Origin of the sequence: Achromobacter sp. SD115 (genome assembly GCF_017355315.1) — a bacterium.
GTDB lineage: Bacteria > Pseudomonadota > Gammaproteobacteria > Burkholderiales > Burkholderiaceae_B > Achromobacter > Achromobacter xylosoxidans_B.
Genome location: NZ_JADIJM010000004.1, coordinates 164,493 through 190,404 on the forward strand (window position 1 = coordinate 164,493; position 25,912 = coordinate 190,404).

Genomic DNA, 25,912 nt, shown 5'->3' on the forward strand with positions numbered 1-25,912 from the left:
GGGATAAACTCGCGGATGGCTTTTCCCTGTCCGGCCCGCCTCCTGAGGGGTACCCGCGGTAGCGGCCGCCTGGCGGGCCTGGCTGTATTCTTCTGCCGGATTCCGGCCACGTATTCTTCATAGGTCGAGTGAACATGGACTACGTATTGCCCCCCCAGCCGCCCGTCGCGGTTCCCGTTGCCGGCAGCGCCGCGCTGTTTCCGGTGCGCCGCGTCTATTGCGTCGGCCGCAACTATGCTGAACACGCCAAGGAAATGGGCTTCACCGGCCGCGAAGATCCGTTCTTCTTCTGCAAGCCCGCCGATGCCGTGCTGAGCGTGGCCGACGGCGAAACCGGCAAGATGCCGTATCCGCCCAAGACCTCCAACCTGCACTACGAGATGGAATTGGTCGTGGTGCTGGGCAAGGGTGGCCGCGACATTCCGGTGGAACAGGCCAATGATTGCGTGTGGGGCTATGCGCTGGGCCTGGACATGACCCGCCGCGACCTGCAAGGCGAAATGAAGAAGCAGGGCCGTCCCTGGGAAATCGGCAAGGCCTTCGACCTGTCCGCTCCGCTGGGCCCGATCCATCCGCGCAGCGTCGTCGGCACTCTGGATAAGGGCGCCATCTGGCTGGACGTGAACGGCCAGCGCAAGCAGTCCAGCGACATCTCGCAAATGTTGTGGAACATCCCTGAAAGCATTGCCTACCTGTCCGGCCTGTTCGAACTGCAACCCGGCGACATCATCTTCACCGGCACACCCGAAGGCGTGGGCGCCGTGCTGCAGGGCGACGTGATCACCGGCGGCGTCGAAGGCCTGGGTGAACTCCGCGTCCAGATCGTTTAAAGTACGCTCCGGATCCGTTTTCATCACTTCAGGAGCGCCAGCATGCGCAGCAAGATCGTGCTGACCGCCTTCGTCGTGTTCGGCTTTGTCCTCGCCGGTTGCAATACCGTCGCGGGCATGGGCAAGGACATGTCCAAGGCTGGCAGTGCCATTACCAATGCCGCCGACAAGTAATCGTCGCCGCCGGCAAAAAAAAGCCCCTTGATCGCTCAAGGGGCTTTTTCCTTTGGCGGCAAGGGTTTACAACACATCTCCGGCGTAGTCGGCCAGGCGCGAACGCTCGCCGCGCTGCAGTGTGACGTGCCCGGAATGCGGCCAGCCCTTGAAGCGGTCGACCACGAAGGTCAGGCCGGAACTGCCTTCGGTCAGGTAGGGCGTATCAATCTGGGCAATGTTGCCCAGGCAGATGACCTTGGTGCCGGGGCCCGCGCGCGTGACCAGCGTCTTCATCTGCTTGGGCGTCAGGTTTTGCGCCTCGTCGATGATCAGGTACTTGTTCAGGAAAGTGCGGCCGCGCATGAAGTTCAGGGACTTGACCTTGATGCGCGAACGGATCAGGTCCATGGTGGCGGCGCGCCCCCAGTCGCCATTGCCTTCGCCTTCACCCATGTTCAGGACGTCCAGGTTGTCTTCCAGGGCGCCCATCCAGGGCAGCATCTTCTCTTCTTCCGTACCCGGCAGGAAACCGATGTCTTCGCCGACCGGCACCGTGACGCGGGTCATGATGATTTCGGTGTAGCGCTTGGTTTCCAGTACCTGGGTGATGCCCGCAGCCAGTGCCAGCAGCGTCTTGCCCGTGCCCGCCTGGCCCAGCAGCGACACGAAGTCGCATTCGGGATTCATCAACAGGTTCATGGCGAAGTTCTGCTCGCGGTTGCGCGCGGTGATGCCCCAGACGTTGTTCTTGCCGTGGGTGTAGTCGCGCAGCGTCGCCAGTACCGCCATCTTGCCGCTGACTTCGCGCACCTGCGCGTACAGGGGCATCTGGCCTTCGAAGTAGACGAACTGGTTGACCACGAACTGCGAGCATAGCGGGCCGTGGATGCGGTAGAACGTGGTGCCGCCCTGTTGCCAGGATTCGACGTCCTTGCCGTGCTTGTTCCAGAAGTCCTCGGGCAGCTGCATCACGCCCGAGTACATCAGGTCCGAGTCCTCCATGACGTGATCGTTGAAGTAGTCTTCAGCGGCCATGCCCAGCGCGCGCGCCTTCAAGCGCATGTTGATGTCCTTGGACACCAGCACGACTTCGCGCTGCGGGTACTTTTCCTGCAGCGCCCGTACGACGCCCAGGATCTGGTTGTCGGCCTTGCCCATGGGCAGGTCGGACGGCAGGGTGCTGTGGATCGCGGTCGTCTGGAACATCAGGCGGCCGGTGGCGTCCTTGTTGCCCAGCTTGGTCAGCTCCAGCCCTTCGTCGAGCTGGCTCGCGTCCTGCACCAGCGCGTCCAGCGAACGGCTGACCTGGCGCGCGTTGCGCGCCACTTCCGACATGCCTTTCTTCTGATGATCCAGCTCTTCGAGCGTCATCATCGGCAGGAAGATGTCGTGCTCCTCGAAGCGGAACAGCGAGCTGGGATCGTGCAGCAACACGTTGGTATCCAGCACGAACAGCTTGCGTGGTTCGTTCTGGGCGCGGGCTTTCGTGCGCTTGGCGGGCCCGGGCTTGGCGCGGCGCGTTTCGGCGCGCGCGGCGGGAGCGGCTGGCGCCGGCGGCGGCACCTGGCGGGCGGGCGCCGGGATCTGCGCCTTGCGGGCCGGTGCGGCCAGACCTTCGAGTTCGGGCTGGACGAGCAACTCGTCTTCGTCGTCCTCGGCGAGGACTGCCTGGGTACTGGACCGCGCAGCGGCGGTCTTGGTGCTGCGGGCCTGCGCCCGGGCGGATTCGCCCGAGGGGAAGGTCAGGATGGCTGCGGGACGGGTGGGCAACTTCGGAAGCGGCATATTTGTCACTCTCCAGTGTGGGCCGGCTATAGCGCCTGACGGGTAAAACCTGTGCTTACACGGCTAACCGATGCTTTTCGCTGCCTGCAGGACTTCCTTGGCGTGGCCCGGGACCTTCACCCCGCGCCACTCCTGCACCAGCACGCCATAGGCATCGATCAGGAAGGTGCTGCGTTCAATGCCGCGCACCTGCTTGCCGTACATATTCTTCTGCTTGATGACGCCGAACAGATTGCAGACGGTTTCGTCGGCGTCGGAGATGAGAGGGAAGGGAAGCTCGTACTTGGCCTTGAAGTTCTCGTGCGACTTCAGCGAGTCGCGCGAGATGCCGATGACCACGGCGCTGGCTGCCAGGAATTCGGCGTTCAGGTCGCGGAAATCCTGGCTTTCGGTGGTGCAGCCAGGCGTATTGTCCTTGGGGTAGAAATACAGGATCACGGCGCGGCCCTGGCACTGCTCCAGGCTGATCGGACCTATGGTGCTTTCAGCGGTGAACAGCGGGGCGGGTTTGCCTATGGTCGGCGTCATTTCTGGGATTCTCCGTTGGGGGGGATGAGGGCCACGACCACGCGCCGGCCCTCCGCCATCAGGATGTTGTAGGTGCGCGAGGCGGCGTGCGTGTCCATGATCTCGACGCCGATGCCGGCCGCCAGCAGCGGGCGCAGCACGTCGGGGCGCAGGAACTGCTGGCGCCCGCCGGTGCCCACCAGCAGCACTTCCGGCGCATTCGCGGGGCGGCTGGGGGCGGCTTCCGGTTCGTCCAGAAAGGCCATGGGGTCGCGGACGGGCTCGGACAATCCGGCCGCCTGGCGCAAGAGAGTGGGGGTGATGTCGGCCGGCGACTCAACGGGCCAGTGGGTCACTTCGCCTTCGGGGCCGAACGCGACCGAGGAGGAAAAACGTACCTGGTTGACCTCGATATAGCCATCACCATAGGCGGTGACGGTATTCAGAGCGGCCGTCGCAGGATCGGTATGCAGCTTCAATAAAAACTCCGGCTATATGGCCCGATAATAGCGCATCAGGATGACGCCATGTTGCAGGGTATCCACGTGTGGGGCGTAGCCCTCTTGCGACACGAGATTTCCCTGGAAGCCCCCCTGAAATCGGCCCCTTTTTTTCCCCATTTGCCGCACAGGCGTCCTTGCGCTAGATTACAGGGTTTTGCTGCACTGCAATCCCATGCCGGCGCAGCGTTTCGGACCCTTTTCCCCTTCGCGCATTCGCGCCCTGGTTTTTTGCCCTTTTATCGCCCCTAAGGATTCCCATCATGAGGAAGTTCTCCCGCATCGAGCGTTTGCCCCCGTACGTTTTCAACATTACCGGCGAGCTCAAGATGGCGGCGCGTAGGCGTGGCGAAGACATCATCGACATGTCGATGGGCAATCCGGACGGCGCGACTCCCAAGCACATCGTCGACAAGATGGTGGAAGCGACGACGCGTCCGACCACGCACGGCTATTCCGTGTCCAAGGGCATCCCGCGCCTGCGCAAGGCGATCTGTGACTGGTACCAGCGCCGCTACGCGGTCGAGTTCGATCCGGATTCCGAAGCCATCGTCACCATCGGCTCCAAGGAAGGCCTGGCCCACTTGATGCTGGCCACGCTGGACCGTGGCGATACCGTGCTGGTGCCCAACCCCAGCTACCCGATTCACATCTACGGCGCGGTCATCGCCGGCGCCAACATCCGTTCCGTGCGCATGACGCCGGGCGTGGACTTCTTCGAGGAACTGGAGCGCGCCGTGCGCGAATCCATCCCGAAGCCCAAGATGATGGTGCTGGGCTTCCCCAGCAACCCGACCGCGCAGTGCGTGGACCTGTCGTTCTTCGAACGCGTGGTGGCGCTGGCCAAGGAACACGACATCCTGGTCGTGCACGACCTGGCCTACGCCGACATCACGTTCGACGGCTACGTGGCGCCCTCCATCATGCAGGTGCCTGGCGCGCGCGATGTCGCCGTCGAGTTCTTCACGATGAGCAAGAGCTACAACATGGCCGGCTGGCGCATCGGCTACATGGTCGGCAACCGCGAGCTGGTCAACGCGCTCGCGCGCATCAAGAGTTATCACGACTACGGCACGTTCACGCCGATCCAGGTGGCGTCCATCGCCGCGCTGGACGGTCCGCAGGACTGCGTGAACGAAATCGTGGCGCAGTATCAAAGCCGCCGCGACGTGCTCGTGCGCGGCTTGCATGAAGCAGGTTGGAATGTGGAAATTCCCAAGGCGTCCATGTACATCTGGGCGCAGATCCCCGAACCCTACAGGGCGATGGGCTCTTTGGAATTTGCCAAGCGCGTCCTGTCGGATGCGAAGGTAGCCGTGTCCCCCGGGATCGGCTTCGGCGAGTATGGCGACGAATACGTGCGCTTCGCCCTGATCGAAAACGAGCAGCGCACCCGGCAAGCGGTGCGAGGCATCAAAGACATGTTCCGCAAGGACGGATTGCTGAAGTAGGGGTAACCCACCCCCGCAGCGCTGCGCGCTTCCCCCTCAAGGGGGCGCTGCAGCGGACCGGCGAAGCCGGCTCCGCGCGGCCGCGCTTGGTGCTGCCAAGTATGGTGTTCCTTGCACAGCAGTTATGGAGAACCAAAAATGAATTCCCCTCAACGCCCGCCCGCAGAAGGCGCCGCGATGAATCCCATGAAAGTCGGCCTGCTCGGCCTGGGCGTGGTTGGCGGCGGCACCTGGGCGGTGTTGTCGCGCAACGCGGAAGAGATTGCGCGCCGCGCCGGACGCCGCATCGAAGTGACCCGCGCCGCCGTGCGCGACGTGGCCAAGGCGCGTGCGCGCGTGGGCGACGCGATCCTGGTCGATACCGATGTGCACGCGCTGGTGCGCGATCCTGAAATCGACATCGTCGTCGAACTGATCGGCGGCGACACGCTGGCGCGCGAGCTGGTGATGGAAGCCATCGCCAACGGCAAGCACGTCGTGACCGCCAACAAGGCGCTGCTGGCCAAGCACGGCAACGAGATCTTCGCCGCGGCCCACGAGCGCGGCGTGATGGTGACCTTCGAGGCTGCTGTCGCCGGCGGCATCCCCATCATCAAGGCGATCCGCGAAGGCCTGACGGCCAACCGCATCCAGTGGGTGGCCGGCATCATCAACGGCACCACCAACTTCATCCTGTCCGAAATGCGCTCGCGCGGCCTGCCGTTCGCCGACGTGCTGGCCGAGGCCCAGCGCCTGGGCTACGCCGAAGCCGATCCCACGTTCGACGTGGAAGGCGTGGACGCCGCCCACAAGCTGACCCTGCTGGCTTCGCTGGCTTTCGGCGTGCCGGTCCAGTTTGACCGCGCCTACATCGAAGGCATTTCGCAGCTGGCCGCTGAAGACATCGAGCATGCCGAACGCCTGGGCTACCGTATCAAGCTGCTGGGCATTACCAAGCGGCGCCCCGATGGCATCGAATTGCGCGTGCATCCCGCGCTGGTGCCGGCCGAGCGGCTGCTGGCCAACGTCGAAGGCGCGATGAACGCCGTGCTGGTCAAGGGCGACGCCGTTGGCCCCACGCTGTATTACGGCCAGGGCGCGGGCGAAGAGCCCACCGCCTCGGCCGTGGTGGCAGACCTGGTCGACGTGACCCGCCTGCACACCGCCGACCCGGGCAACCGCGTGCCGCACCTGGCTTTCCAGCCGGACGCCATGTCCGATACGCCGATCCTGCCGATCGAGCAGGTCAGCACCTCGTACTACCTGCGCCTGCGCGTGGACGACCAGCCGGGCGTGCTGGCCGACATCGCCCGCATCCTGGCCGACCGCTCCATCTCCATCGGTTCGATGATCCAGCAGCCGTCGCACATCGGCGGCGCCGACATCATCTTCCTGACGCATGAAGCGGTCGAAGGCAACGTCAATCAGGCGATCGAACGCATCGAGGCATTGCCGTTCGTGCGTTCCAAGGTAACCCGCCTACGCGTGGAAAACCTGACATGAAATACATCTCTACCCGCGGCGGCATGGCCGCGATGGAATTCTCGGACATCCTGCTGGAAGGCCTGGCGCCGGACGGCGGCCTGGCGGTGCCGGAGCAATTGCCCCAGGTCTCGGCCGAAACGCTGGAGTCCTGGCGCGGCCTGCCGTATGCCGACCTGGCGTTCGAAGTGCTGTCGCTGTTCGCCACCGACATCCCGGCCGATGACCTGCGCCGCCTGACGCGCGCGGCCTACACCCAGCAGATCTTCAACAGCGAGGACATCGTCCCGCTGCGTCCGCTGGATGGCGGCCTGTCGCTGCTGGGCCTGTCGGAGGGGCCGACGCTGGCCTTCAAGGACATGGCCATGCAGTTCCTGGGCCAGGTCTTCGAATATGTGCTGGCCAAGCGCGGCACCACCCTGAACATCGTGGGCGCAACCTCCGGCGATACGGGTTCGGCGGCGGAGTACGCCTTGCGCGGCAAGCAGGGCGTGGCGGTGTTCATGCTGTCGCCCCACGGCCGCATGAGCGCTTTCCAGCGCGCCCAGATGTATTCGCTGCAGGACGAGAACATCCACAACATCGCCGTGCACGGCGTGTTCGACGAGGCCCAGGACATCGTCAAGGCCTTGGCCGGCGATCTGGCGTTCAAGACCAAGTACCGTTTGGGTGCGGTCAACTCCATCAACTGGGCGCGCATCGCCGCCCAGGTGGTGTACTACTTCCACGGCTGGCTGCGCGCCACCAGCAAGGCCGGCGAGCAGGTGTCGTTCGCGGTGCCCTCGGGCAATTTCGGCAACATCCTGTCCGGCCACATCGCGCGCAGCATGGGCTTGCCCATCCGCCGCCTGGTGCTGGCCACGAACGAGAACAACGTGCTGGAAGAGTTTTTCCGCACCGGCGTCTATCGTCCGCGTCCCGCCGAGCAGACCTACGCCACCTCCAGCCCGTCGATGGACATTTCGCGCGCCTCGAACTTCGAGCGCTTCGTATTCGACCTGGTCGGCCGCGACGCGGCCCGCGTCAAGGAACTGTGGGCCGGCATGGCGCGCGACGGGTCTTTCGACCTGTCCGATCTGAAGCCGCAGTTCGAGGAGCGTTATGGCTTCGTGTCGGGCGCGAGCTCGCATGAAGACCGCCTGGCGACGATCCGTTCGGTCTACGACGAAACCGGCGTGCTGATCGATCCGCACACTGCTGACGGCGTCAAGGTCGCGCGCGACTTCGTCGAACCCGGCGTGCCCATGCTGGTCCTGGAAACCGCTTTGCCGGCGAAGTTCTCGGAAACCATCGAAGAGGCGCTGGGCCGGCCGGCCACGCCGCCGGGCAACCTGGCCGATCTGGAATCCCTGCCGCAACGCGTGGAAATCATGGACTGCGACGCCGGCGCCGTGCGCCGCTTCATCGAGGCCAACGCCAAGGTGTAAAGGCCGCTTGCGTCTTGTATGCGTGTGCAACCCCTCGCAGGCTGATCTTGCGAGGGGTTTTTTGCATTTGGCGGGTCCGCCGGATTACCTTCGCATGCATTTTGACCACAACCGGTCACGAATGAGGGGACAGTGTCCGATACAGTGAATTCACGATTCACTTTCGGAGAACACGCCCATGAAACTGAAGACCATGACGCTCGCCCTGGCCGTGACCGGATTCGGGGTACTGGCCGGATGCTCGTCTCCGTCGGTCATTCAGCAGCGGGACGGCAGCTCGACCGTGACGCCCGATACGCCCAAATACGATAAGGATTCGGGCATGTACGAATATGACAAGGACGGCAAGAAGGTCCAGATCAACAAGGACGACGTGAAGTCCATTGAACAGGTGAAGTGACCACCGTTCCGGTAATCCTTCAATGACAAAGCCCCGGCCGCACAAGGCGCCGGGGCGTTTTTCATTGGCGCGGAGCGCCTGCGGAATTACTGCTTGGCAGCCTCTTCCGCGTGGTAGCGGCCCACGCGGTCGACTTCGTTCTTCGAGCCCAGGATCACGCTGACGCGCTGGTGCAGCTTGTCGGGCTGGATTTCCATGATGCGTTGCACGCCGTTGATCGCGGCGCCGCCGGCCTGTTCGACCAGGAAGCTCATGGGGTTGGCTTCATACATCAGGCGCAGCTTGCCGGCCTTGCCCGGTTCGCGGGCATCCCAGGGGTACATGAAGATGCCGCCGCGGGTCAGGATGCGATGCACGTCCGCCACCATGGAGGCGATCCAGCGCATGTTGTAGTCCTTGCCCAGCGGACCGGTGGTGCCGGCCAGGCAGTCATCGACGTAGCGCTTGACCGGGGCGGCCCAGTGGCGCATGTTCGACATGTTGATGGCGAACTCCTTGGTGTCTTCCGGTACGCGGATGTTCTCGTGCGTCAGCACCCACGAGCCCATTTCGCGATCCAGCGTGAAGCCCACCACGCCATTGCCGATGGTCAGCACCAACATGGTCTGCGGACCGTAGACGGCATAGCCGGCCACGACCTGCTTGTCGCCCGGCTGCAGGAAGTCCTGTTCGCACACGGGCGCGCCCGACACGTTGTGAGGCGCGTGCAGCACCGAGAAGATGGTGCCGATGGAGACGTTGACGTCGATGTTCGAGGAGCCGTCCAGGGGATCGAACAGCAGCAGGTATTCGCCCTTGGGGTAGCGGTTCGGAATCAGATGGATGGTTTCCATCTCTTCCGAGGCCATGGCCGCCAGGTGGCCGCCCCATTCATTGGCTTCCAGCAGGATCTCGTTGGACAGCACGTCGAGCTTCTTCTGTACTTCGCCCTGGACGTTCTCGCTTTCCAGGCTGCCGAGGACGCCGCCGAGCGCGCCCTTGCTCACCGCATGGCTGATGGCCTTGCAGGCGCGCGCGACCACTTCGATGAGCAGCCGCACTTCCGGCGCGAGGGCTTGGGTGGAGCGCTGTTGCTCCACCAGGTATTGGGTCAGTGTTTTGCGTTTCAAAGGAACCTCCTATGCTGCGAATTCTAAAGCCTTGGATACGATTTCCTGCACGTTGCGCGACAAGCCTGCGTGCGCGCGCACTTGCTGCAGGGCAGCCTGCATGGGCGTGCGCAGGGCGGGCACGAAGCGCGACCAGTTGTCCAGCGCGCGCGCCAGACGGGCAGCGATTTCGGGATTGAGTGCGTCCAGCGCCAGCACCTGCTCGGCCCAGAAGGCGTAGCCCGTGCCGTCGGGATGATGCATGCCGCGCGCGTTGTTCAGGCAGAACTGGAAGATCAGCGAGCGCGCGCGATTCGGATTGCGCAAGGTGAATGCGGGATGCTGCATCAGTTCGCGCGCCGTCTGCACGGTGGTTGAACGTGCTGCGGCTTGCAGGGCGAACCACTTGTCCACCACCAGGGCGTTGTCGCGCCACTTGTCGTAGAAGGCGGCGAGCGCCTCTTGCGGGAACTCGCCCTGGCCGAAATTGATCAGGGCGGACAGCGCGGCCATGCTGTCGGTCATGTTGCCCGCTTTGTCGTACTGCTGCTCGGTCAGGCGCTGGGCGTCGAGTTCGCCCGCCGCCATCAGGTGGCTGAGCGCCAAGTTCTTCAGCGCGCGCTTGCCCGCCGGAACCGGGGCCGGGCTGTATGCGCCCGGAGTCTGGTTGTCGTCGAAAGCCTGGCGGAATTCGGCGGCCAGCTGGCGTCCCAGTTCGGCGCGCAGGAAGTCGCGCGCGACCGCCAGGGCCGGCGGGTCCACCTGCTGCATGCGCTCGGCCAGGGTCTTTTCCGACGGCAGGGCCAGGGCACGGGCGCGGTAGGCGGCGTCGATCTCGGGATCGGTCAGCAGCGCACGCCAGGTGTCGATGAAGGCGGAATCGGCATGCAGCGTTTTGCCGGCCTGGCGGGCCTCGGCCAGCGCCAGAATCTGGCGGGTGGCAAATTCCTGGCCGGCCTCCCAGCGCGCGAAGGGGTTGCTGTCATGCGCCGACAGCAGCGCCAGCTCTTCGTTGGTCCAGTCGTAATCGACGATGACGGGCGCCGAGAAGTCGCGCAGCAGCGACGGCACGGGGCGCTCGGCGATATCGTCGAATACCCATTGCTGGCTTTGCTGAGTCAATTCCAGCAACGCGGTTTCCTCGACCTTGCCGCCCTGGCGCAGCGGCAGGGCGCGGCCGCTCGGGTCCAGCAGGCCGATGGCGAAGGGGATATGGAAGGGGGCCTTCACGTAGTCGGCGCCGGCCTTTCTTTCCACGCCGACCGGCGGGCATTCCTGAGTGAGCGTGACGGTGCAGCGGCGCGCGGCGGCGTCGTGCTCGAGCTTGACGGTGACGCGCGGCGTGCCGGCCTGGCGGTACCAGCGGCGGAATACGGACAGGTCGCGGTCCGGATGTTGGCGCACGTAGACGGATTCCATGGCGGCGACGAAGTCGTCGCAGGTCACGGCCTGGCCGTCATGGCGGCGGAAGTACTCGTCCATGCCGGCGCGAAAGCCTTCCTCGCCCAGCAGGGTGTGCTGCATGCGGATGACCTCGGCGCCTTTTTCGTACACGGTGGCGGTGTAGAAATTGCCGATTTCCTGGTAGCTTTCCGGCCGGATCGGATGAGCCATGGGGCCGGCATCCTCCGGGAACTGGGCGGCCCGCAGCGCGACCACGTCGTCGATCCGCTTGACCGCGCGCGCGCTTGCGGCTTCCGCGGCATCCATGCCGTGGGCCATCATGTCGGCGCTGAACTCCTGGTCGCGGAAGACGGTCAGGCCTTCCTTCAGGCTCAGCTGGAACCAGTCGCGGCAGGTGACGCGGTTGCCGGTCCAGTTATGGAAGTACTCGTGTCCGATGACGGACTCGATGCCTTCGTAATTGGCGTCCGTGGCCGTATCCGCATCCGCCAGCACGTAGGCGGCGTTGAAGATGTTCAAGCCCTTGTTTTCCATCGCGCCCATGTTGAAGTCATGGACGGCCACGATCATGAAGCGGTCCAGGTCCAGCTCCAGGCCGAAGCGGCTTTCGTCCCAGCGCAGGGCGCGCACCAGCGAATCCAGCGCCCATTCGGTCTTGGACTCCGAGCCCGGGTCGCTGTAGACCTGCAGCAGCACATCGCGGCCGCTGGCGGTCTTCACGGTGGTTTCGCGGTGCGTGAGCTTGCCTGCCACCAGCGCGAACAGATAGCAGGGCTTGGGGAAGGGATCTTCCCATTCGACTTCGTTGCGGCCGTCGGGCAATTGGCGCGTGGCCAGCAGGTTGCCGTTGGACAGCAGCACCGGGTATTCCGGCTGCGCGCGCAGGGTCACGCGGTAGCGCGACATGACGTCGGGCCGGTCCGCAAACCAGGTGATGCGGCGAAAGCCCTCGGCTTCGCATTGAGTGAAGAAGTTTCCGCCCGAGACGTACAGGCCCATCAGCGTGGAATTGGCCGACGGCTTGCAGCGGCTGACGATTTCCACCGTGGCGCTGGGCGGCAGGCCGTGCAGCGCCAGGCTGTGTTCGGACAGGCGGTAGCTGCTGGCGGGCAGGGCCGCGCCATTCACGCCTACCGAAACGAGTTCCAGGTCTTCTCCGTCCAGGACCAGGGCGGCGTCGGCGCTGGCCCCGGCCTTGCGCTGCACTTGCATCGTGCAGCGCACTTCGGTCGCGTCCGGCGCGAGGTCGAAGGCGAGGGCGACTTCGGGAATGTCGTAGGGGTAGGGCTGGTAATCCTTGCGATATACGGTTACGGGCGTGTCTGTGCGCATGGGATTGCAGTCCTGTTTGAACGAGGCTCCTATTGTAGTGGCTGGGCATGACGCGCCGCGCTGGGCCTTTTGGCTTACCGTAAACTTTTTGTAGCGGTCCGAGTCAAAGTCAGTATCATGGCGCCGTCGCGCGCTGGAGGGGTTGCAAAATGTCGAGGTTGTCCATGTTCAATGTGCGCCGCTGGGCGGGCCTGCTGGCTGTGGCGGGGGCGCTCGCCCTGACCGGGTGCGCGGCGCCGACGGTTTCCGCGCGGGTGACTTCCTTTCAGCAATGGCCCGCGGGCGTGGAGGGGCAGACATACCAATTCATTACCGCCGACGCCTCGCAAAACAACAATCTTGAATATCAGTCCTATCAGGACATGGTGCGGGCCGGCATAGGCGCAACCGGTCTGGTCGAAGCCAGGCCCGGGGCCAAAGGCCGTTTCGACGTGTCGTTCAATTACGGCACCTCGCAGACCCAGATAATGGTGCAGCGTCCATACGACCCGTACTTCTACGGCGGCTACGGCTATGGCTACGGCGGCTTCTACGGCCCGCGGCCCTGGGGCGCCGGCTATGGCTATTGGGGGCCGGACTGGGTGGATGTGCCGATGGCCGTGCAGCGCAATACCCTCACCCTGCATATCTATGACACGCAGCGGGGCGGCGCGGAGGTGTACCGTTCCAGCGCTTTCATATTGAGCGAGCGCGACGATTTCCTGCGGACCATGCCGTACCTGGTGCGCGCAATATTTGATAATTTTCCCGGGAATAATGGCGCTGAGCGCGAAATCCGTTTCCCGGTGCAATAAATTCCGGCTGTCTTTGCGTACCAGCCTTTAAATAAAATCGGCGCACCATTTTGGTGCGCCGATTTTTTTATTACTGGCGAATAGGTTCTTATTCTTTGATAAGAAAACTGTCGCGGGTCGCGCCTGCGGCTTCTTCCGCGGCGAGCCAGCGGGGAGCCTTGCCACGGCCGCTCCACGTTTCCCCTGTTTGAGGATGGCGGTACTTGGGCGCAACGGCGCGTTTGGCGGCGTTGGCCGGACGGGCAGCGGCGCCGGCCTTGCGGCGGCCGCCAGTGGCGGCGCGGGCGGGCTTGCCGGCGCCATAGGCTGCAATGATCTCTTCAGGCGTGATTTCGTACTCGCGCATCGACGTGATGATCTGCGTGATCACCGGCTTGCGGCGCTTGGTTTGCAGGACTTCAGCCTTCTTTTGTAGCTTGTTGATTTCCTTTTCGATCTTTGCTTGCAGTGCTGCGTAGGATTCTCGGGCCATGGTTTATTCCTGATTATGGAACTGCTGTAATCGCCGGCGAAGTTATGTGTAATTGTTGTGCTTCGCATAATACAGAAATTGCGGCTTGACTTCGCGGTTTTCGAAGCAATTACTTTGTATCAAAAGAGCCCGATACCGTTTTTCGGTCTGGGAATGCCTGCAATGAGCCAAGTGCTGGGAAGGATATTCTTAAATTTGGGACAACTTGAAACAATAGGGATATTGGTTCACGAGGCGGACAAATGGGCCGTTGAACCCTTGCGCCTGCGCGGTTTGTCTCGCAGAGCGTGCAAATACGCGGCTTGCGGGCTGCCGACATCAATCGTGCAAGCTGCCTGCCCGGCGCTGGCGGAGGTCTGATGACGGTATGCAAGGGAACGAATGAATTGTCCTGTAGTCCGATATTCATGCGGTCCCGTCTGATGTGATCCCGTATTGGGCGCCGGGGCGTTCCTTTGGCACATTTCATTTTCATGTCAAGTTGTATGACGAGTTTGGCGGGTGCGTTCGAGATATCGCGGGTCTATATGCCGACGAGCCGCGCATGTCTTCCGGAACTGGGAAAGAGGGGCGCATCGAACATTGTTTGAGCCTGCGTTGGAGCCAGCCTGTCCCGCTTGATATGTAATATTCCGGCCCCATCCCATGTCCCATAGATAATGCCCGTGGTATTTTTCGCCGCCCGCGTGCCCCTCGCTGAATCCTCGGCGCCGGAGCGCCCCGCGACGGCGGGGCCGCGCCAGCGTTACGATATGATCTCGAGTATCACCGCGAGCGCGCGCCTGCGCGCCGCCGCCTCCTGTACAGAGCCCCATGAAAATCATCGATCCCGCCATTGCTTCCCTCGCCACCGCCAAATCCCTGCTGCTCGACCCTTGGGGGCTGACCGAGGCGGATATGGCGCGCGCGCTGGGTGAGATCTTCACGCACAAGGTCGACTACGCCGACCTGTACTTCCAGTACACGCGCAGCGAGGGCTGGAGCCTGGAAGAGGGCATCGTCAAGACGGGCAGTTTTTCGATCAGCCAGGGCGTCGGGGTGCGCGCCGTGAGCGGCGAGAAAACCGCCTTCGCCTATTCGGATTCGCTGTCGCCCGAAGCCTTGCTGTCGTCGGCCCACGCCGTGCGCGGCATCGCGCGCCGCGGCGCCGGCAAAGTGAAGGTGGCGGCGCAGGTCGAAGCCGAGATCGGCCGCAGCCTGTACGCCGATATCGATCCGGTGGCCACGCTGAGCGCCCCGGAAAAAGTTGCACTACTAGAGCGCGTGGAGCGCATGGCGCGCGCGCGCGATCCGCACGTGATCCAGGTCATGGCGGGCCTGGGTGCCGAATACGACGTGGTGCTGGTGGCCGGCAGCGACGGCCGCCTGGCCGCCGACGTGCGTCCGCTGGTGCGCCTGTCGCTGACTGTCATCGCCGAACGCAACGGCCGCCGCGAAATGGGCCACGCCGGGGGCGGCGGCCGCCTGGGTCTGGCCTATTTCACGGACGAAATGCTGCAAGGCTATGTCGAGCGCGCGGTGCATGAAGCCATGGTGAACCTGGAAGCGCGCCCGGCGCCGGCCGGCGAGATGACTGTCGTGCTGGGCTCCGGCTGGCCCGGCATCCTGCTGCACGAGGCTGTCGGCCACGGGCTGGAAGGCGATTTCAACCGCAAGGGCTCCAGTGTGTTTTCCGGCCGCATCGGCGAACGCGTGGCCTCCAAGGGGGTCACCGTGGTGGACGACGGCACGATCCCGGACCGCCGCGGTTCGCTCAATATCGACGACGAAGGCAATGCCACCCAGCGCAACGTGCTGATCGAAGACGGCATCCTGCGCGGCTACATGCAGGACACCCTGAACGCGCGCCTCATGAAGACCGCCGCTACTGGCAACGGTCGCCGCGAATCGTTCGCGCACTTGCCCATGCCGCGCATGACCAACACCTACATGCTGGCGGGCGACAAGCCGGCCGAGGAAATCGTGTCGTCCGTCAAGCGCGGGCTGTACGCGGTCAACTTCGGCGGCGGCCAGGTCGACATCACCAACGGCAAGTTCGTGTTCTCCGCGTCCGAGGCCTACATGATCGAAAACGGCAAGGTGACCTACCCTGTCAAGGGCGCCACCCTGATCGGCAACGGTCCGGACGCCATGACCCGCGTCACCATGATCGGCAACGACCTGCAGCTGGACTCGGGCGTGGGCACCTGCGGCAAGGACGGCCAGAGCGTGCCTGTGGGCGTGGGCATGCCCACGGTCCGCATGGAAGGCCTGACGGTCGGCGGCACGGCTTGACCCAAAACACGGGTGACGGTCCGGAAAATTTGTGCTAGAGTCAATCCCCATGAAATTCGCGTCCCCCGCTTTCTATTTTTATTTTTATGGTTTTCTGAAGCCGCTGGCGGAGGAAGGGACGCGCTCAATCTGAAGTTTGGAAAGAACCCCCCAAAAAAGCCGCCAGCGAACTGGCGGCTTTTTTTGCGCCGCCAGTTGAGGAAACCACCTCGGGAACATCCCCGTGGCGGGCAACCCAGGAGCAGTACCGTGTCACACAATACCGACGACCTTCGCATTCGAGAAATCAAAGAGCTGAACCCGCCCGCGCATGTCATGCGCGAGTTCGCCTGCACCAAGGAGGCGTCCGACACCGTGTTCGCCGCCCGCCAGGGCATGCACCGCATCCTGCATGGCATGGATGACCGGATGATCGTCGTGATCGGTCCTTGCTCCATCCATGACACCCGCGCGGCCATCGAATATGCCAAGCGTCTGAAGCCCGTGCGCGACCGGCTCAGCGCCGACCTGGAAATCGTGATGCGGGTGTACTTCGAGAAGCCGCGCACCACCGTGGGCTGGAAGGGCCTGATCAACGATCCGGACCTGGACGGCAGCTTCGACATCAACAAGGGCGTGCGCGTCGCCCGCGAACTGCTGCTGGACATCAACAGCCTGGGACTGCCGGCGGGTTGCGAGTTCCTGGACATGATTACGCCGCAATACATCGCGGATCTGGTCTCCTGGGGGGCGATCGGGGCTCGGACGACGGAAAGCCAGGTGCATCGCGAACTGGCTTCGGGACTGTCGTGTCCGGTGGGGTTCAAGAACGGCACCGACGGCAATGTGAAGATCGCGGTGGACGCGATCAAGGCGGCGTCGCAGCCGCACCATTTCCTGTCGGTGACCAAGGGCGGCCATTCCGCCATCGTGTCGACGGCCGGCAACGAGGACTGCCACGTCATCCTGCGCGGCGGCAAGACGCCGAACTACGATGCGGCCAGCATCGATGCGGCCTGCCAGGACATGTCCAAGGCCGGCCTGGCACAGCGCATCATGATCGACGCCAGCCACGCCAACAGCAGCAAGAAGCCCGAGAACCAGCCGCTGGTCATCGAAGACGTGGCGCGCCAGATGGAAGCGGGCGACAGCCGCCTGGTGGGGGTCATGGTCGAAAGCCATCTGCTGGGCGGCCGCCAGGACATGGTGCCGGGCACGCCGCTGGTCTACGGCCAGAGCATTACCGACGGCTGCATCGATTGGGACGCTTCGGTCGCCGTGCTCGAGCGCCTGGCGCACGCCGTGCGTGAACGCCGCCGGGTCGCCCTGACTTCCGGCAAGTAAGCACCTGGCAGCGCCGCCGATCGCCAGCGCCTGGCGGTTTGCGGCGCTGCGTGCGCGGCGGCGTAGAATAATCAGGTTAACGAACCCGAGATCACGCTGACCATGAACGCTCCCTTGCACGCCGAATCGTTGCGCCGTCCGGTGCCGGCCGCCTGTCTGGATGCCTTGCGCGCCCGCTTTGGCGATCGCTTGTCCGAATCTTCCGCCATGCGCGACCACCACGGCCGCGATGAATCCCCCTATCCGGCCATGCCGCCGGACGCGGTGGTTTTCGCGCATACGACCGAGGAAGTGGCCGAGATCGCCAAGCTGTGCAACCAGCATCGCGTGCCCCTGATTCCCTACGGCGCCGGCTCTTCGCTCGAAGGCCACATCCTGGCGATCCAGGGCGGCATCAGCCTGGACCTGTCGCAGATGAACAAGGTGCTGGCGGTCAACGCCGAGGACTTGACGGCCACCGTGCAGGCGGGCGTGCTGCGCAAGCAGCTCAACGAAGAAATCCGCGACACCGGCCTGTTCTTCCCGATCGATCCTGGCGCCGATGCCAGCCTGGGCGGCATGGCGGCCACGCGCGCTTCCGGCACCAACGCCGTGCGCTACGGCACCATGCGCGAGAATGTCATGTCGCTGACCGTGGTCACGGCGGACGGGCGCATCGTCCGCACCGCCGGCCGCGCCCGCAAGTCCTCGGCGGGCTACGACCTGACGCGCATCTTCGTGGGCAGCGAAGGCACGCTGGGCATCATCACCGAAGTGACGGTGCGCCTGTACCCGCAGCCTGAAGCCGTGTCGGCCGCGGTCTGCAATTTCCCCACGCTGGATTCGGCCGTGCAGAGCGTGATCGAAATCATCCAGATGGGTGTGTCGGTCGCCCGCGTCGAATTCATGGACGCGGCCAGCGTGCGCGCGGTGAACCTGCACAGCAAGCTGACCCTGCGCGAGACGCCGCTGCTGGTGTTCGAATTCCACGGCAGCCCCGCCGGCGTGCAGGAACAGGCCGAAACCGTGCAGGCGATCACGGCGGACCATGGCGGCATGGACTTCGAATGGGCCGAGCGCCCCGAGGACCGCAGCCGCCTGTGGACCGCGCGCCACAACGCCTACTTCGCCGGCCTGCAGCTGCGCCCCGGCTGCCGCGCCAGCACCACCGACGTCTGCGTGCCGATCTCGCGCCTGGCCGATTGCGTGCGCGACACGGTCGAGGAACTCGACCGCGCCAGCTTCCCCTACACGATCGTCGGCCACGTCGGCGACGGCAACTTCCATGTGCTGATGCTGCTCGATGCGGACAACGCCAAGGAATGGGAAGAATCCGAAACCATCAACCACAACCTGGTGCGCCGCGCGATTGCCGCCGACGGCACCTGCACCGGCGAGCACGGCGTGGGCCTGCACAAGATGCAGTTCATGGCAGAAGAGCATGGCGAGGATGCCCTGGACCTGATGCGCAGCCTGAAGCACGCATTTGATCCGAACAATATTCTCAACCCCGGCAAGATCGTGTCCTGGTAAGCCTGCTGCGGCAGCGCCGCCGACATCCGAAGCCGACGGCATGCCGTCGGTTTTTTTTGCCGGCGGAATGGTCGGACGAGCCGGGCGCCGCCCATGTGCGGCATGCGATTACGGCTGGTTACTTATCTGGTGTGCCATAGGTGCACGGATGCGGGTAAATCCCGGTCTGCTAGTGGCCGGCGCTCGCGCTATTGTTGCGCTCATGAATTCATTGGTCGAAACCGGCCTGGCACAAGTGCAGGCGCCTTATTCCTTGCAGCAGCTCATCGAGGCGTTGTCGGCCGCGTTGCCCGCGCACTGCGTGTTGTTCCGCGAAGAGGATACGCGCCCTTACGAGTGCGACGGCCTCTCTCTTTATCGCGCGCTGCCTGCGGTCGTTGCCTTGCCTGAAACCGAAGAGCAGGTGCAGGCCGTCATGCGCATCTGCAAACGCCTGAATGCGCCCGTGGTTGCGCGTGGCGCTGGCACCGGCTTGTCCGGAGGCGCCATGCCGCACAGCCGCGGCGTGTTGCTCGGCTTGTCGAAATTCAATCGCATCAAGCACATCGACCTGGCCAGCGCCACGGCCATCGTGCAGCCCGGCGTGCGTAACCTGGCGATCTCCGAGGCGGCTTCGCCATATGGGCTGTATTACGCGCCCGATCCCTCCAGCCAGATCGCCTGTTCCATCGGCGGCAACGTGGCGGAGAACTCCGGCGGCGTGCATTGCCTGAAGTACGGGCTGACCGTGCACAACGTGCTGCGGGTGCGGGTCGTGACGATTGATGGCGATGTGGTCGAGCTGGGTTCCGAAGCGCCCGATGCGCCTGGCCTGGACCTGCTGTCCGTCTTCATCGGTTCGGAAGGCATGCTGGGCGTGGTCACGGAAGTGACGGTCAAGCTGATCCCCAAGCCGGCCTGCGCGCAGGTGGTCATGGCCAGCTTTTCCAGCGTGGAAGCGGCCGGCAACGCGGTCACTCAGGTGATCGCGGCCGGCATGATACCGGCGGGCCTGGAGATGATGGACCGCCGCGCGACGCACATGGTCGAACCCTTTGTGCGCGCGGGCTACGACATGGACGCGCAAGCCATTCTGCTGTGCGAGTCGGACGGCACGCCTGAAGAGGTCGAGCACGAGATCGCGCGCATGGAGGCCGTGTTCCGCGAGGCGGGCGCCACGCGCTGCCAGGTCTCGTCCTCGGAGGCCGAGCGCCTGAAATTCTGGGCCGGCCGCAAGAACGCGTTCCCGGCGGCCGGGCGGGTGTCGCCTGATTACTATTGCATGGACGGCACGATACCGCGCCGCCATCTGGCGCGCGTGCTGGGCGCCATCGAACAGATGGAAGACGAGTTCAGCCTGCGCTGCGCCAACGTCTTTCACGCCGGCGACGGCAATTTGCATCCGTTGATCCTGTTCGATTCAAACAAGCCGGACGAGGTGGAGCGTGCCGAGAAATTCGGCGCCGCCATTCTTGAACTGTGCGTGCAGGTAGGAGGGACCGTGACTGGAGAGCACGGGGTGGGTATGGAGAAAATAAATCAAATGTGCGTGCAATTCTCTCGCGAAGAACTCGACGCGTTCCTGGCGGTAAAGCGGGCCTTCGATCCGCCCTGCCTGCTCAATCCTGAAAAAGTCATCCCCACGCTGGCCCGCTGCGCCGAATACGGCAAGATGCACGTCCATGCGGGAGAGCTGCGCTTCCCCGATCTCGCCCGTTTCTAGGACCTGTCCCTTATGGATTTCGTCCTGTCGGAGTTGTGCGACCAGGTCATGACGGCCCGTGCCGGTCACAAGCCCTTGTTTGTGATGGGCGGAGGCAGCAAGGCGTTCTATGGCAATTACCGTCCAGTCACGCCGCAGGACGGCCACTGTCTGCTGGACATGACGCCTTATCGCGGCATTGTCAGCTACCACCCCTCTGAACTCGTGGTGACGGTGCGCGCGGGTACGCCGCTGGCCGAACTCGAGGCTGCGCTGGCCGAGAACGGGCAGATGCTGGCCTTCGAGCCTCCGCATTTCTCGACCTCCGCCACGGTGGGCGGCTGCGTAGCGGCGGGGCTGTCGGGCCCGCGTCGCATGAACGCGGGTGCGCTCAAGGATTTCGTCCTTGGTGCGCAGCTGCTGGATTCGGAAGGCCGCATCCTGTCGTTCGGCGGAGAGGTCATGAAGAACGTGGCGGGCTATGACGTGTCGCGCTTGCTGGCGGGTTCGCATGGCATCTTCGGCGCCATACTCGAAGTGTCCTTGAAAGTCGTGCCGCGGCCGATGGCAGAGCTCACCCTGGCGCTGCCCGCCACCCAGGCGCAGGCGCTGGCCAGCTTCGCCCTGTGGCGCGGCAAGCCCTTGCCGATCTCGGCCACCAGCTGGAGCGGCGACGACGACAACGGCGAAGGCCAGATGGCCGTGCGCCTGTCGGGCGCGCCGCCCGCAATCGCCAGCGCCCGCCAATTGATAGGCGGAACGCCCATGACGCCTGAAGCGGCGCTAGCCTGGTGGCGCTCGCTGCGCGAGCAGACCCATGCCTTCTTCGCGCCGGGGCGTCCGTTGTGGCGCCTGGCGTTGCCGCCCACCGCCGCCGCGCTCGGCCTGGGATCGACCCTGTTGGAATGGGGCGGGGGCCAGCGCTGGCTGTCGGGCGAACACGACGCCGCCGCACTGCGCGAGACCGCCGAACGGCTGGGCGGCCATGCCACGCTGTTCCGCAGCGGGCAGGGCAGACCGCCGGCCGACGGCGTATTCCATCCGCTGGCGCCCGGGATCGCTTCGATCACGCGCCGCCTCAAACAAGAGCTTGATCCGGCCGGCCTGTTCAACCCCGGCCGCCTGGTCCTGGATCTATAGGGCATCATGCAAACCAATCTGGCATCCTGGGCACGCGAGTCCGATCTGGGCAAGGAGGCCGACGCCATCCTGCGGCGTTGCGTGCACTGCGGTTTCTGCACCGCGACCTGTCCGACCTATCAGGTGCTGGGCGATGAATTGGACAGCCCGCGCGGACGCATCTACCTGATCAAGCAGGTGCTGGAGGGCGCCGAGCCCACGCAGTCCACGCAGCAGCACCTGGACCGCTGCCTGACCTGCCGCAATTGCGAGACTACTTGCCCGTCCGGCGTCCAGTACGGCCATCTGGTGGATATCGGCCGCAAGATCGTCGAAGAGCGCGTGCCGCGCAGTTGGGCCGCCAAGACCAAACGCACCTTGCTGCGCAAGACCATGCTGTCGCCGCTGTTCGCGCCCGCGATGCGGCTGGGGCAGGCGGTGCGCGGCATGTTGCCCGAGGCGCTCAAGCGCAAGGTGCCGGAACGCCGCGCGGCGGGGCCGCTGCCGCAGGTGGCCGGCCATGCGCGGCAGGTGCTGATGCTGGCGGGCTGCGTGCAGCCCGCCATGATGCCTGCCATTGATGCGGCCACCATCCGCGTGCTGGACGCGGTCGGCATAGGCGCGCGCATCGCCCCCGGCGCCGGCTGCTGCGGCGCGGCCAGTTTCCACCTGGACGCCCAGGACGCCGCGCTGGCGCAGATGCGCGCCAACGTCGACGCCTGGTGGCCGCTGCTGCAGGACGTCGAGGCCATCGTCATGAACGCGTCCGGCTGCGGCGCCATGGTCAAGGAATATGCGCATCACTTGCGGCACGATCCGGCCTATGCGCAAAAGGCCGCGGACATCGTGGTGCTGGTGAAGGACGTAGCCGAAATCGTTGCGCCACATGCGGCGCAATTGCGCACGCGGCTGCAGGCGGGCACGCGCGCGGCCTTCCATCCGCCTTGCACGCTGCAGCATTGGCAGGGGCTGCGGCCGCTGTCCGAACAACTGCTGGCGGATCTGGGTTTTGCCTTGCAGCCGTTCGCCGACAAGCACTTGTGCTGCGGTTCGGCGGGCGCCTATTCGGTGCTGAATCCGGAAATCGCCCTGGAGCTGCGCGACCGCAAGCTGGGCGCCATCGCCGCGGGCGGACCGGACGTGATCCTGTCTGCCAACATCGGCTGCATCGGCCACCTGCAAAGCGGCACCGACACGCCGGTGCGGCATTGGATCGAAGTGGTGGACGAACAATTGCGCCAGCCTGCCGGCCAGCGCAACGCGTAGGCGCCAGACGCCTGGCGGCATCCGGCGCCAGGCGTCTTACTCCACCGCCTTGACCATGTCTTCCAGCACCTTCTTGGCGTCGCCGAAAACCATCATCGTGCGGTCCATGTAGAAGAGCTCGTTGTCCAGGCCCGCGTAGCCCGAGGCCATGGAGCGCTTGTTCACGATCACGGTGCGGGCCTTGTAGGCTTCGAGGATGGGCATGCCGGCGATGGGCGACTGCGGGTCGTTCTTCGCGGCCGGGTTGACCACGTCGTTCGCGCCCAGCACCAGCACCACGTCGGTTTGGCCGAACTCGCTGTTGATGTCTTCCATTTCGAAGACCTGGTCGTAAGGCACTTCGGCCTCGGCCAGCAGCACGTTCATGTGGCCGGGCATGCGTCCTGCCACCGGGTGGATGGCGTACTTGACCGTCACGCCGCGCTCGGTGAGTTTTTCCGCCAGCTCCTTCAGCGCGTGCTGCGCACGCGCCACCGCCAGGCCGTAGCCCGGAACGATGGTCACGCTTTCGGCGTTGGTCATCAGGAAGGCGGCGTCGTCGGGGCTGCCCGACTTGACGCTGCGCTGCTGCGCATCGCCCGCTGCCGCAGCGCCGCCGGCCTGGCCGCCGAAGCCGCCCAGGATCACGTTGAAGAACGAGCGGTTCATCGCCTTGCACATGATGTAGGACAGGATCGCGCCTGACGAGCCCACCAGCGAACCGGCGATGATCAGCATGGGGTTGTTCAGCGAGAAGCCGATGCCCGCTGCCGCCCAGCCGGAATAGCTGTTCAGCATGGACACCACCACCGGCATGTCCGCGCCGCCGATCGGGATGATGATCAGCACGCCCAGCACGAAGGCGATGATCGTCATGATGATGAAGGGCGTCCATTCCTGCGTGAGCATGAACCAGATGCCGCAGCCCAGCATCAGCAGCGCCAGCGCGAGGTTCAGCATGTGCTGGCCCGAGAACACCACCGGCGCGCCCTGGAACAGGCGGAACTTGTACTTGCCCGACAGCTTGCCGAAGGCGATGACCGAACCCGAGAAGGTGATGGCGCCGACGAAGGTGCCGATGAACAGCTCGAAGCGGTTGCCGGTGGGGATGAGCATGCCGGCCGGCACGATGCCGAAGGCATGCGGCTCGGCCACCACGGCCACCGCGATGGCGACCGCCGCCAGGCCGATCATGCTGTGCATGAAGGCGACCAGTTCGGGCATCTTGGTCATTTCGACGCGCTTGGCCATCAGCGTGCCGATGGAGCCGCCCACCAGCAGGCCCAGCACGACCCAGCCCAGGCCGATGGTGGCGGCGCCGTCGCGGGCCAGGGCGACGATGAGCGCGGCCGTGGTCAGCACGGCGATCGCCATGCCGGCCATGCCGAACGCATTGCCCAGCCGCGAGGTGGTGGGATGCGACAGGCCCTTGAGCGCCTGGATGAAGCAGACCGAGGCGATCAGGTACAGCAGGGTGACGAGGTTCAGCGAGATCATTTCGCTTCCTCCTTGCCTGCCTTGCGGTCCTTCTTCTTGAACATTTCCAGCATGCGCCGGGTCACGAGAAAGCCGCCGAACACGTTGACCGCGGCCAGCGCCACGGCAAACACGCCCATGCCGCGCGCCAGGCCGCCTTCGGTCAGCGCGGCCGCCAGCATGGCGCCCACGATGATGATGGCGGAAATGGCGTTGGTGACGGCCATCAGCGGCGTGTGCAGGGCGGGGGTGACGTTCCACACGACGTGGTAGCCGACATAGATGGCCAGCACGAAGATGATGAGGTTCATCAGGGTGGGGTTGATCGCTTCCATGCTGTTAGTTCCTCCGCGCCACGTTGCCGCCTTCGCACATCAGGCAGGCCGCGACGATTTCGTCGTCGCGCTGGATCGCCAGCGCGCCGTCCGCATTGATGATGAGCTTCAGAAAATCCTGGATATTGCGCGCATACAGCGCCGAAGCGTCGGTCGCGACCAGGCCGGGCAGGTTGGTCAACCCGATGAGGGTCACGCCGTGCTTTTCCACGATCTGCCCTTTCTCGGACAGCGGGCAATTGCCGCCGCGTTCGACCGCCAGATCCACCAGCACCGAACCCGGCTTCATGGCCGCGACGGTTTCCGCGGACACCAGCGTGGGGGCGGGGCGGCCGGGGATCAGCGCCGTGGTGATGACGATGTCGGCCTGCTTGCAGCGCTCGGACACGAGCGCGGCCTGCCGCGCCATCCAGGCGGGCGGCATGGGCCGGGCGTAACCGCCCGTGCCTTGCGCGATTTCGCGTTCTTCATCCGTTTCGAAAGGCACGTCGATGAACTTGGCGCCCAGCGATTCCACTTGTTCGCGTGCGGCGGGGCGCACGTCCGAGGCTTCGACCACCGCGCCCAGCCGCTTGGCGGTGGCGATGGCCTGCAGCCCGGCGACGCCGGTGCCCAGCACGACGGCGCGGGCCGCTTTCAACGTGCCCGCGGCGGTCATCATCATGGGGATCAGGCGGCCGTAGTGATGCGCTGCCAGCAGCACCGCCTTGTAGCCGGCCAGGTTGGCCTGCGAGGACAGCACGTCCAGGCTTTGCGCCCGCGTGATGCGGGGCGCGGCCTCGAGTGCGAATCCCGTGAGCCCCGCGGCCGCCATTTGCTGGAGGCCTTCGGCGTCGAAGGGATCCAGCATGCCGACCACGACGGCGCCGGATTTCATCTGGGGCAGCTCCGCGGCAGAAGGCGCGCGCACCTTCATGACGAGGTCTGCCCCCAACGCATCCTGGGCGCTGCCGAGCGTGGCGCCCGCTGCCTCATAGGCCTCGTCGAGATAGCGGGCGGCAGTGCCTGCCCCGCGCTCCACGACGACGGTGTGTTTGCCGCCTACGTACTTCTTGACGGTCTCCGGTGTTGCTGCGACACGAGTTTCCCCGTCTCGGGTTTCTTTTGGTATCCCGATGTGCATCTACGCCTCTCCTCATTAGTTGGCATCAGTTATACACGGGAAAGTGAAAGGAAAGGTGTCTCGGGCCTGGGAAGTGAGGGGGATGAATCCGGGGGGGCGTCGGACCGCTGATGCCCGGCGCCAAGCCAAAAAAAAGCCCCATGGCGAACCATGGGGCTGGGGTTTTGCAACCCAACTGCTCCGGCCAGTCTGACTTTGCCGCTGGCCGGCACCTGCG

22 protein-coding genes are annotated in these 25,912 nt (G+C 64.8%); 13 read left to right on the forward strand and 9 right to left on the reverse strand.

The window, feature by feature from the left end; all coding sequences use genetic code 11:
• Nucleotides 1-134 precede the first annotated feature (134 nt).
• Nucleotides 135-830 (forward strand): fumarylacetoacetate hydrolase family protein, encoded by a 696-nt coding sequence (locus IPU70_RS07610; RefSeq protein WP_013392562.1) that lies wholly within the window; start codon nucleotides 135-137, stop codon nucleotides 828-830.
• A gap of 42 nt (nucleotides 831-872) precedes the next feature.
• Nucleotides 873-1,004 carry an entericidin A/B family lipoprotein gene (locus tag IPU70_RS07615; RefSeq protein WP_013392563.1) on the forward strand — a complete coding sequence of 44 codons (132 nt, stop codon included), beginning with the start codon at nucleotides 873-875 and terminating at the stop codon, nucleotides 1,002-1,004.
• A 66-nt stretch (nucleotides 1,005-1,070) separates the two neighbouring features.
• Here the strand turns inward: IPU70_RS07615 and IPU70_RS07620 are convergent, their stop codons facing one another.
• The 3 genes from IPU70_RS07620 to IPU70_RS07630 form a co-directional block, all read right to left on the reverse strand.
• The gene (locus tag IPU70_RS07620) at nucleotides 1,071-2,771 is read right to left on the reverse strand and encodes a PhoH family protein (RefSeq protein ID WP_207466217.1); all 1,701 of its coding nucleotides are present in this window, start codon (nucleotides 2,769-2,771) and stop codon (nucleotides 1,071-1,073) included.
• A gap of 63 nt (nucleotides 2,772-2,834) precedes the next feature.
• Nucleotides 2,835-3,299 (reverse strand): peroxiredoxin, encoded by a 465-nt coding sequence (locus IPU70_RS07625; protein WP_013392565.1) that lies wholly within the window; start codon nucleotides 3,297-3,299, stop codon nucleotides 2,835-2,837.
• Nucleotides 3,296-3,757: an Mth938-like domain-containing protein gene (locus IPU70_RS07630; RefSeq protein ID WP_013392566.1), complete on the reverse strand. Its 462-nt coding sequence runs from the start codon at nucleotides 3,755-3,757 to the stop codon at nucleotides 3,296-3,298. The genes IPU70_RS07625 and IPU70_RS07630 overlap by 4 nt, the downstream gene beginning before the upstream one ends.
• Nucleotides 3,758-4,041: 284 nt before the next feature.
• On the opposite strand from IPU70_RS07630, the gene alaC reads away from it, so the two are divergent.
• The 4 genes from alaC (at nucleotide 4,042) to IPU70_RS07650 (ending at nucleotide 8,517) form a co-directional block, all read left to right on the forward strand.
• Nucleotides 4,042-5,229, forward strand: a complete 1,188-nt coding sequence (alaC, locus tag IPU70_RS07635; protein ID WP_008164319.1) for an alanine transaminase — start codon at nucleotides 4,042-4,044, stop codon at nucleotides 5,227-5,229.
• A gap of 177 nt (nucleotides 5,230-5,406) precedes the next feature.
• Nucleotides 5,407-6,711: a homoserine dehydrogenase gene (locus IPU70_RS07640; protein ID WP_207466509.1), complete on the forward strand. Its 1,305-nt coding sequence runs from the start codon at nucleotides 5,407-5,409 to the stop codon at nucleotides 6,709-6,711.
• Nucleotides 6,708-8,117: a threonine synthase gene (gene thrC, locus IPU70_RS07645; RefSeq protein ID WP_207466219.1), complete on the forward strand. Its 1,410-nt coding sequence runs from the start codon at nucleotides 6,708-6,710 to the stop codon at nucleotides 8,115-8,117. Before IPU70_RS07640 ends, thrC begins: the two co-directional genes overlap by 4 nt.
• A 178-nt stretch (nucleotides 8,118-8,295) precedes the next feature.
• A complete protein-coding gene (locus IPU70_RS07650) occupies nucleotides 8,296-8,517 on the forward strand; it encodes a YgdI/YgdR family lipoprotein (protein WP_013392569.1) in 222 nt (73 codons plus the stop codon).
• Nucleotides 8,518-8,603: 86 nt separating this feature from the next.
• On the opposite strand, the gene IPU70_RS07655 is transcribed toward IPU70_RS07650, so the two are convergent.
• Entirely contained in the window at nucleotides 8,604-9,626 is a 1,023-nt protein-coding gene (locus tag IPU70_RS07655; RefSeq protein ID WP_207466221.1) for a class 1 fructose-bisphosphatase, read from the reverse strand.
• A gap of 9 nt (nucleotides 9,627-9,635) precedes the next feature.
• Complete coding sequence (pepN, locus tag IPU70_RS07660; protein WP_207466223.1) at nucleotides 9,636-12,341, reverse strand: aminopeptidase N; 2,706 nt, start codon at nucleotides 12,339-12,341, stop codon at nucleotides 9,636-9,638.
• Between the two features lie 149 nt (nucleotides 12,342-12,490).
• On the opposite strand from pepN, the gene IPU70_RS07665 reads away from it, so the two are divergent.
• Nucleotides 12,491-13,135, forward strand: coding sequence for a DUF4136 domain-containing protein (locus IPU70_RS07665; protein ID WP_207466225.1), 645 nt, complete (start codon nucleotides 12,491-12,493; stop codon nucleotides 13,133-13,135).
• Between the two features lie 88 nt (nucleotides 13,136-13,223).
• Here the strand turns inward: IPU70_RS07665 and IPU70_RS07670 are convergent, their stop codons facing one another.
• A complete protein-coding gene (locus IPU70_RS07670; protein ID WP_013392573.1) occupies nucleotides 13,224-13,607 on the reverse strand; it encodes an H-NS family nucleoid-associated regulatory protein in 384 nt (127 codons plus the stop codon).
• Between the two features lie 813 nt (nucleotides 13,608-14,420).
• Here IPU70_RS07670 and tldD point away from each other — a divergent pair.
• The 6 genes from tldD (at nucleotide 14,421) to glcF (ending at nucleotide 22,782) form a co-directional block, all read left to right on the forward strand.
• Nucleotides 14,421-15,881, forward strand: a complete 1,461-nt coding sequence (gene tldD / locus IPU70_RS07675; RefSeq protein ID WP_088139355.1) for a metalloprotease TldD — start codon at nucleotides 14,421-14,423, stop codon at nucleotides 15,879-15,881.
• Between the two features lie 249 nt (nucleotides 15,882-16,130).
• A complete protein-coding gene (gene aroG / locus IPU70_RS07680) occupies nucleotides 16,131-17,204 on the forward strand; it encodes a 3-deoxy-7-phosphoheptulonate synthase AroG (protein WP_013392575.1) in 1,074 nt (357 codons plus the stop codon).
• Nucleotides 17,205-17,306: 102 nt separating this feature from the next.
• The gene (locus IPU70_RS07685) at nucleotides 17,307-18,716 is read left to right on the forward strand and encodes an FAD-binding oxidoreductase (RefSeq protein WP_207466226.1); all 1,410 of its coding nucleotides are present in this window, start codon (nucleotides 17,307-17,309) and stop codon (nucleotides 18,714-18,716) included.
• A gap of 202 nt (nucleotides 18,717-18,918) precedes the next feature.
• The gene (locus IPU70_RS07690) at nucleotides 18,919-20,418 is read left to right on the forward strand and encodes an FAD-linked oxidase C-terminal domain-containing protein (protein ID WP_207466228.1); all 1,500 of its coding nucleotides are present in this window, start codon (nucleotides 18,919-18,921) and stop codon (nucleotides 20,416-20,418) included.
• A gap of 12 nt (nucleotides 20,419-20,430) precedes the next feature.
• Complete coding sequence (gene glcE / locus IPU70_RS07695; RefSeq protein ID WP_207466230.1) at nucleotides 20,431-21,537, forward strand: glycolate oxidase subunit GlcE; 1,107 nt, start codon at nucleotides 20,431-20,433, stop codon at nucleotides 21,535-21,537.
• A 6-nt stretch (nucleotides 21,538-21,543) separates the two neighbouring features.
• On the forward strand, nucleotides 21,544-22,782 hold the full coding sequence (gene glcF / locus IPU70_RS07700; RefSeq protein ID WP_207466232.1) for a glycolate oxidase subunit GlcF: 1,239 nt from the start codon (nucleotides 21,544-21,546) through the stop codon (nucleotides 22,780-22,782).
• A gap of 36 nt (nucleotides 22,783-22,818) precedes the next feature.
• Here the strand turns inward: glcF and IPU70_RS07705 are convergent, their stop codons facing one another.
• The 3 genes from IPU70_RS07705 to IPU70_RS07715 are packed head-to-tail and all read right to left on the reverse strand — an operon-like array spanning nucleotide 22,819 to nucleotide 25,695.
• Nucleotides 22,819-24,258, reverse strand: a complete 1,440-nt coding sequence (locus IPU70_RS07705) for an NAD(P)(+) transhydrogenase (Re/Si-specific) subunit beta (RefSeq protein ID WP_207466234.1) — start codon at nucleotides 24,256-24,258, stop codon at nucleotides 22,819-22,821.
• Nucleotides 24,255-24,572 carry an NAD(P) transhydrogenase subunit alpha gene (locus IPU70_RS07710; protein ID WP_013392581.1) on the reverse strand — a complete coding sequence of 106 codons (318 nt, stop codon included), beginning with the start codon at nucleotides 24,570-24,572 and terminating at the stop codon, nucleotides 24,255-24,257. The genes IPU70_RS07705 and IPU70_RS07710 overlap by 4 nt, the downstream gene beginning before the upstream one ends.
• Nucleotides 24,573-24,576: 4 nt before the next feature.
• On the reverse strand, nucleotides 24,577-25,695 hold the full coding sequence (locus IPU70_RS07715; protein WP_207466236.1) for a Re/Si-specific NAD(P)(+) transhydrogenase subunit alpha: 1,119 nt from the start codon (nucleotides 25,693-25,695) through the stop codon (nucleotides 24,577-24,579).
• Nucleotides 25,696-25,912: the final 217 nt, after the last annotated feature.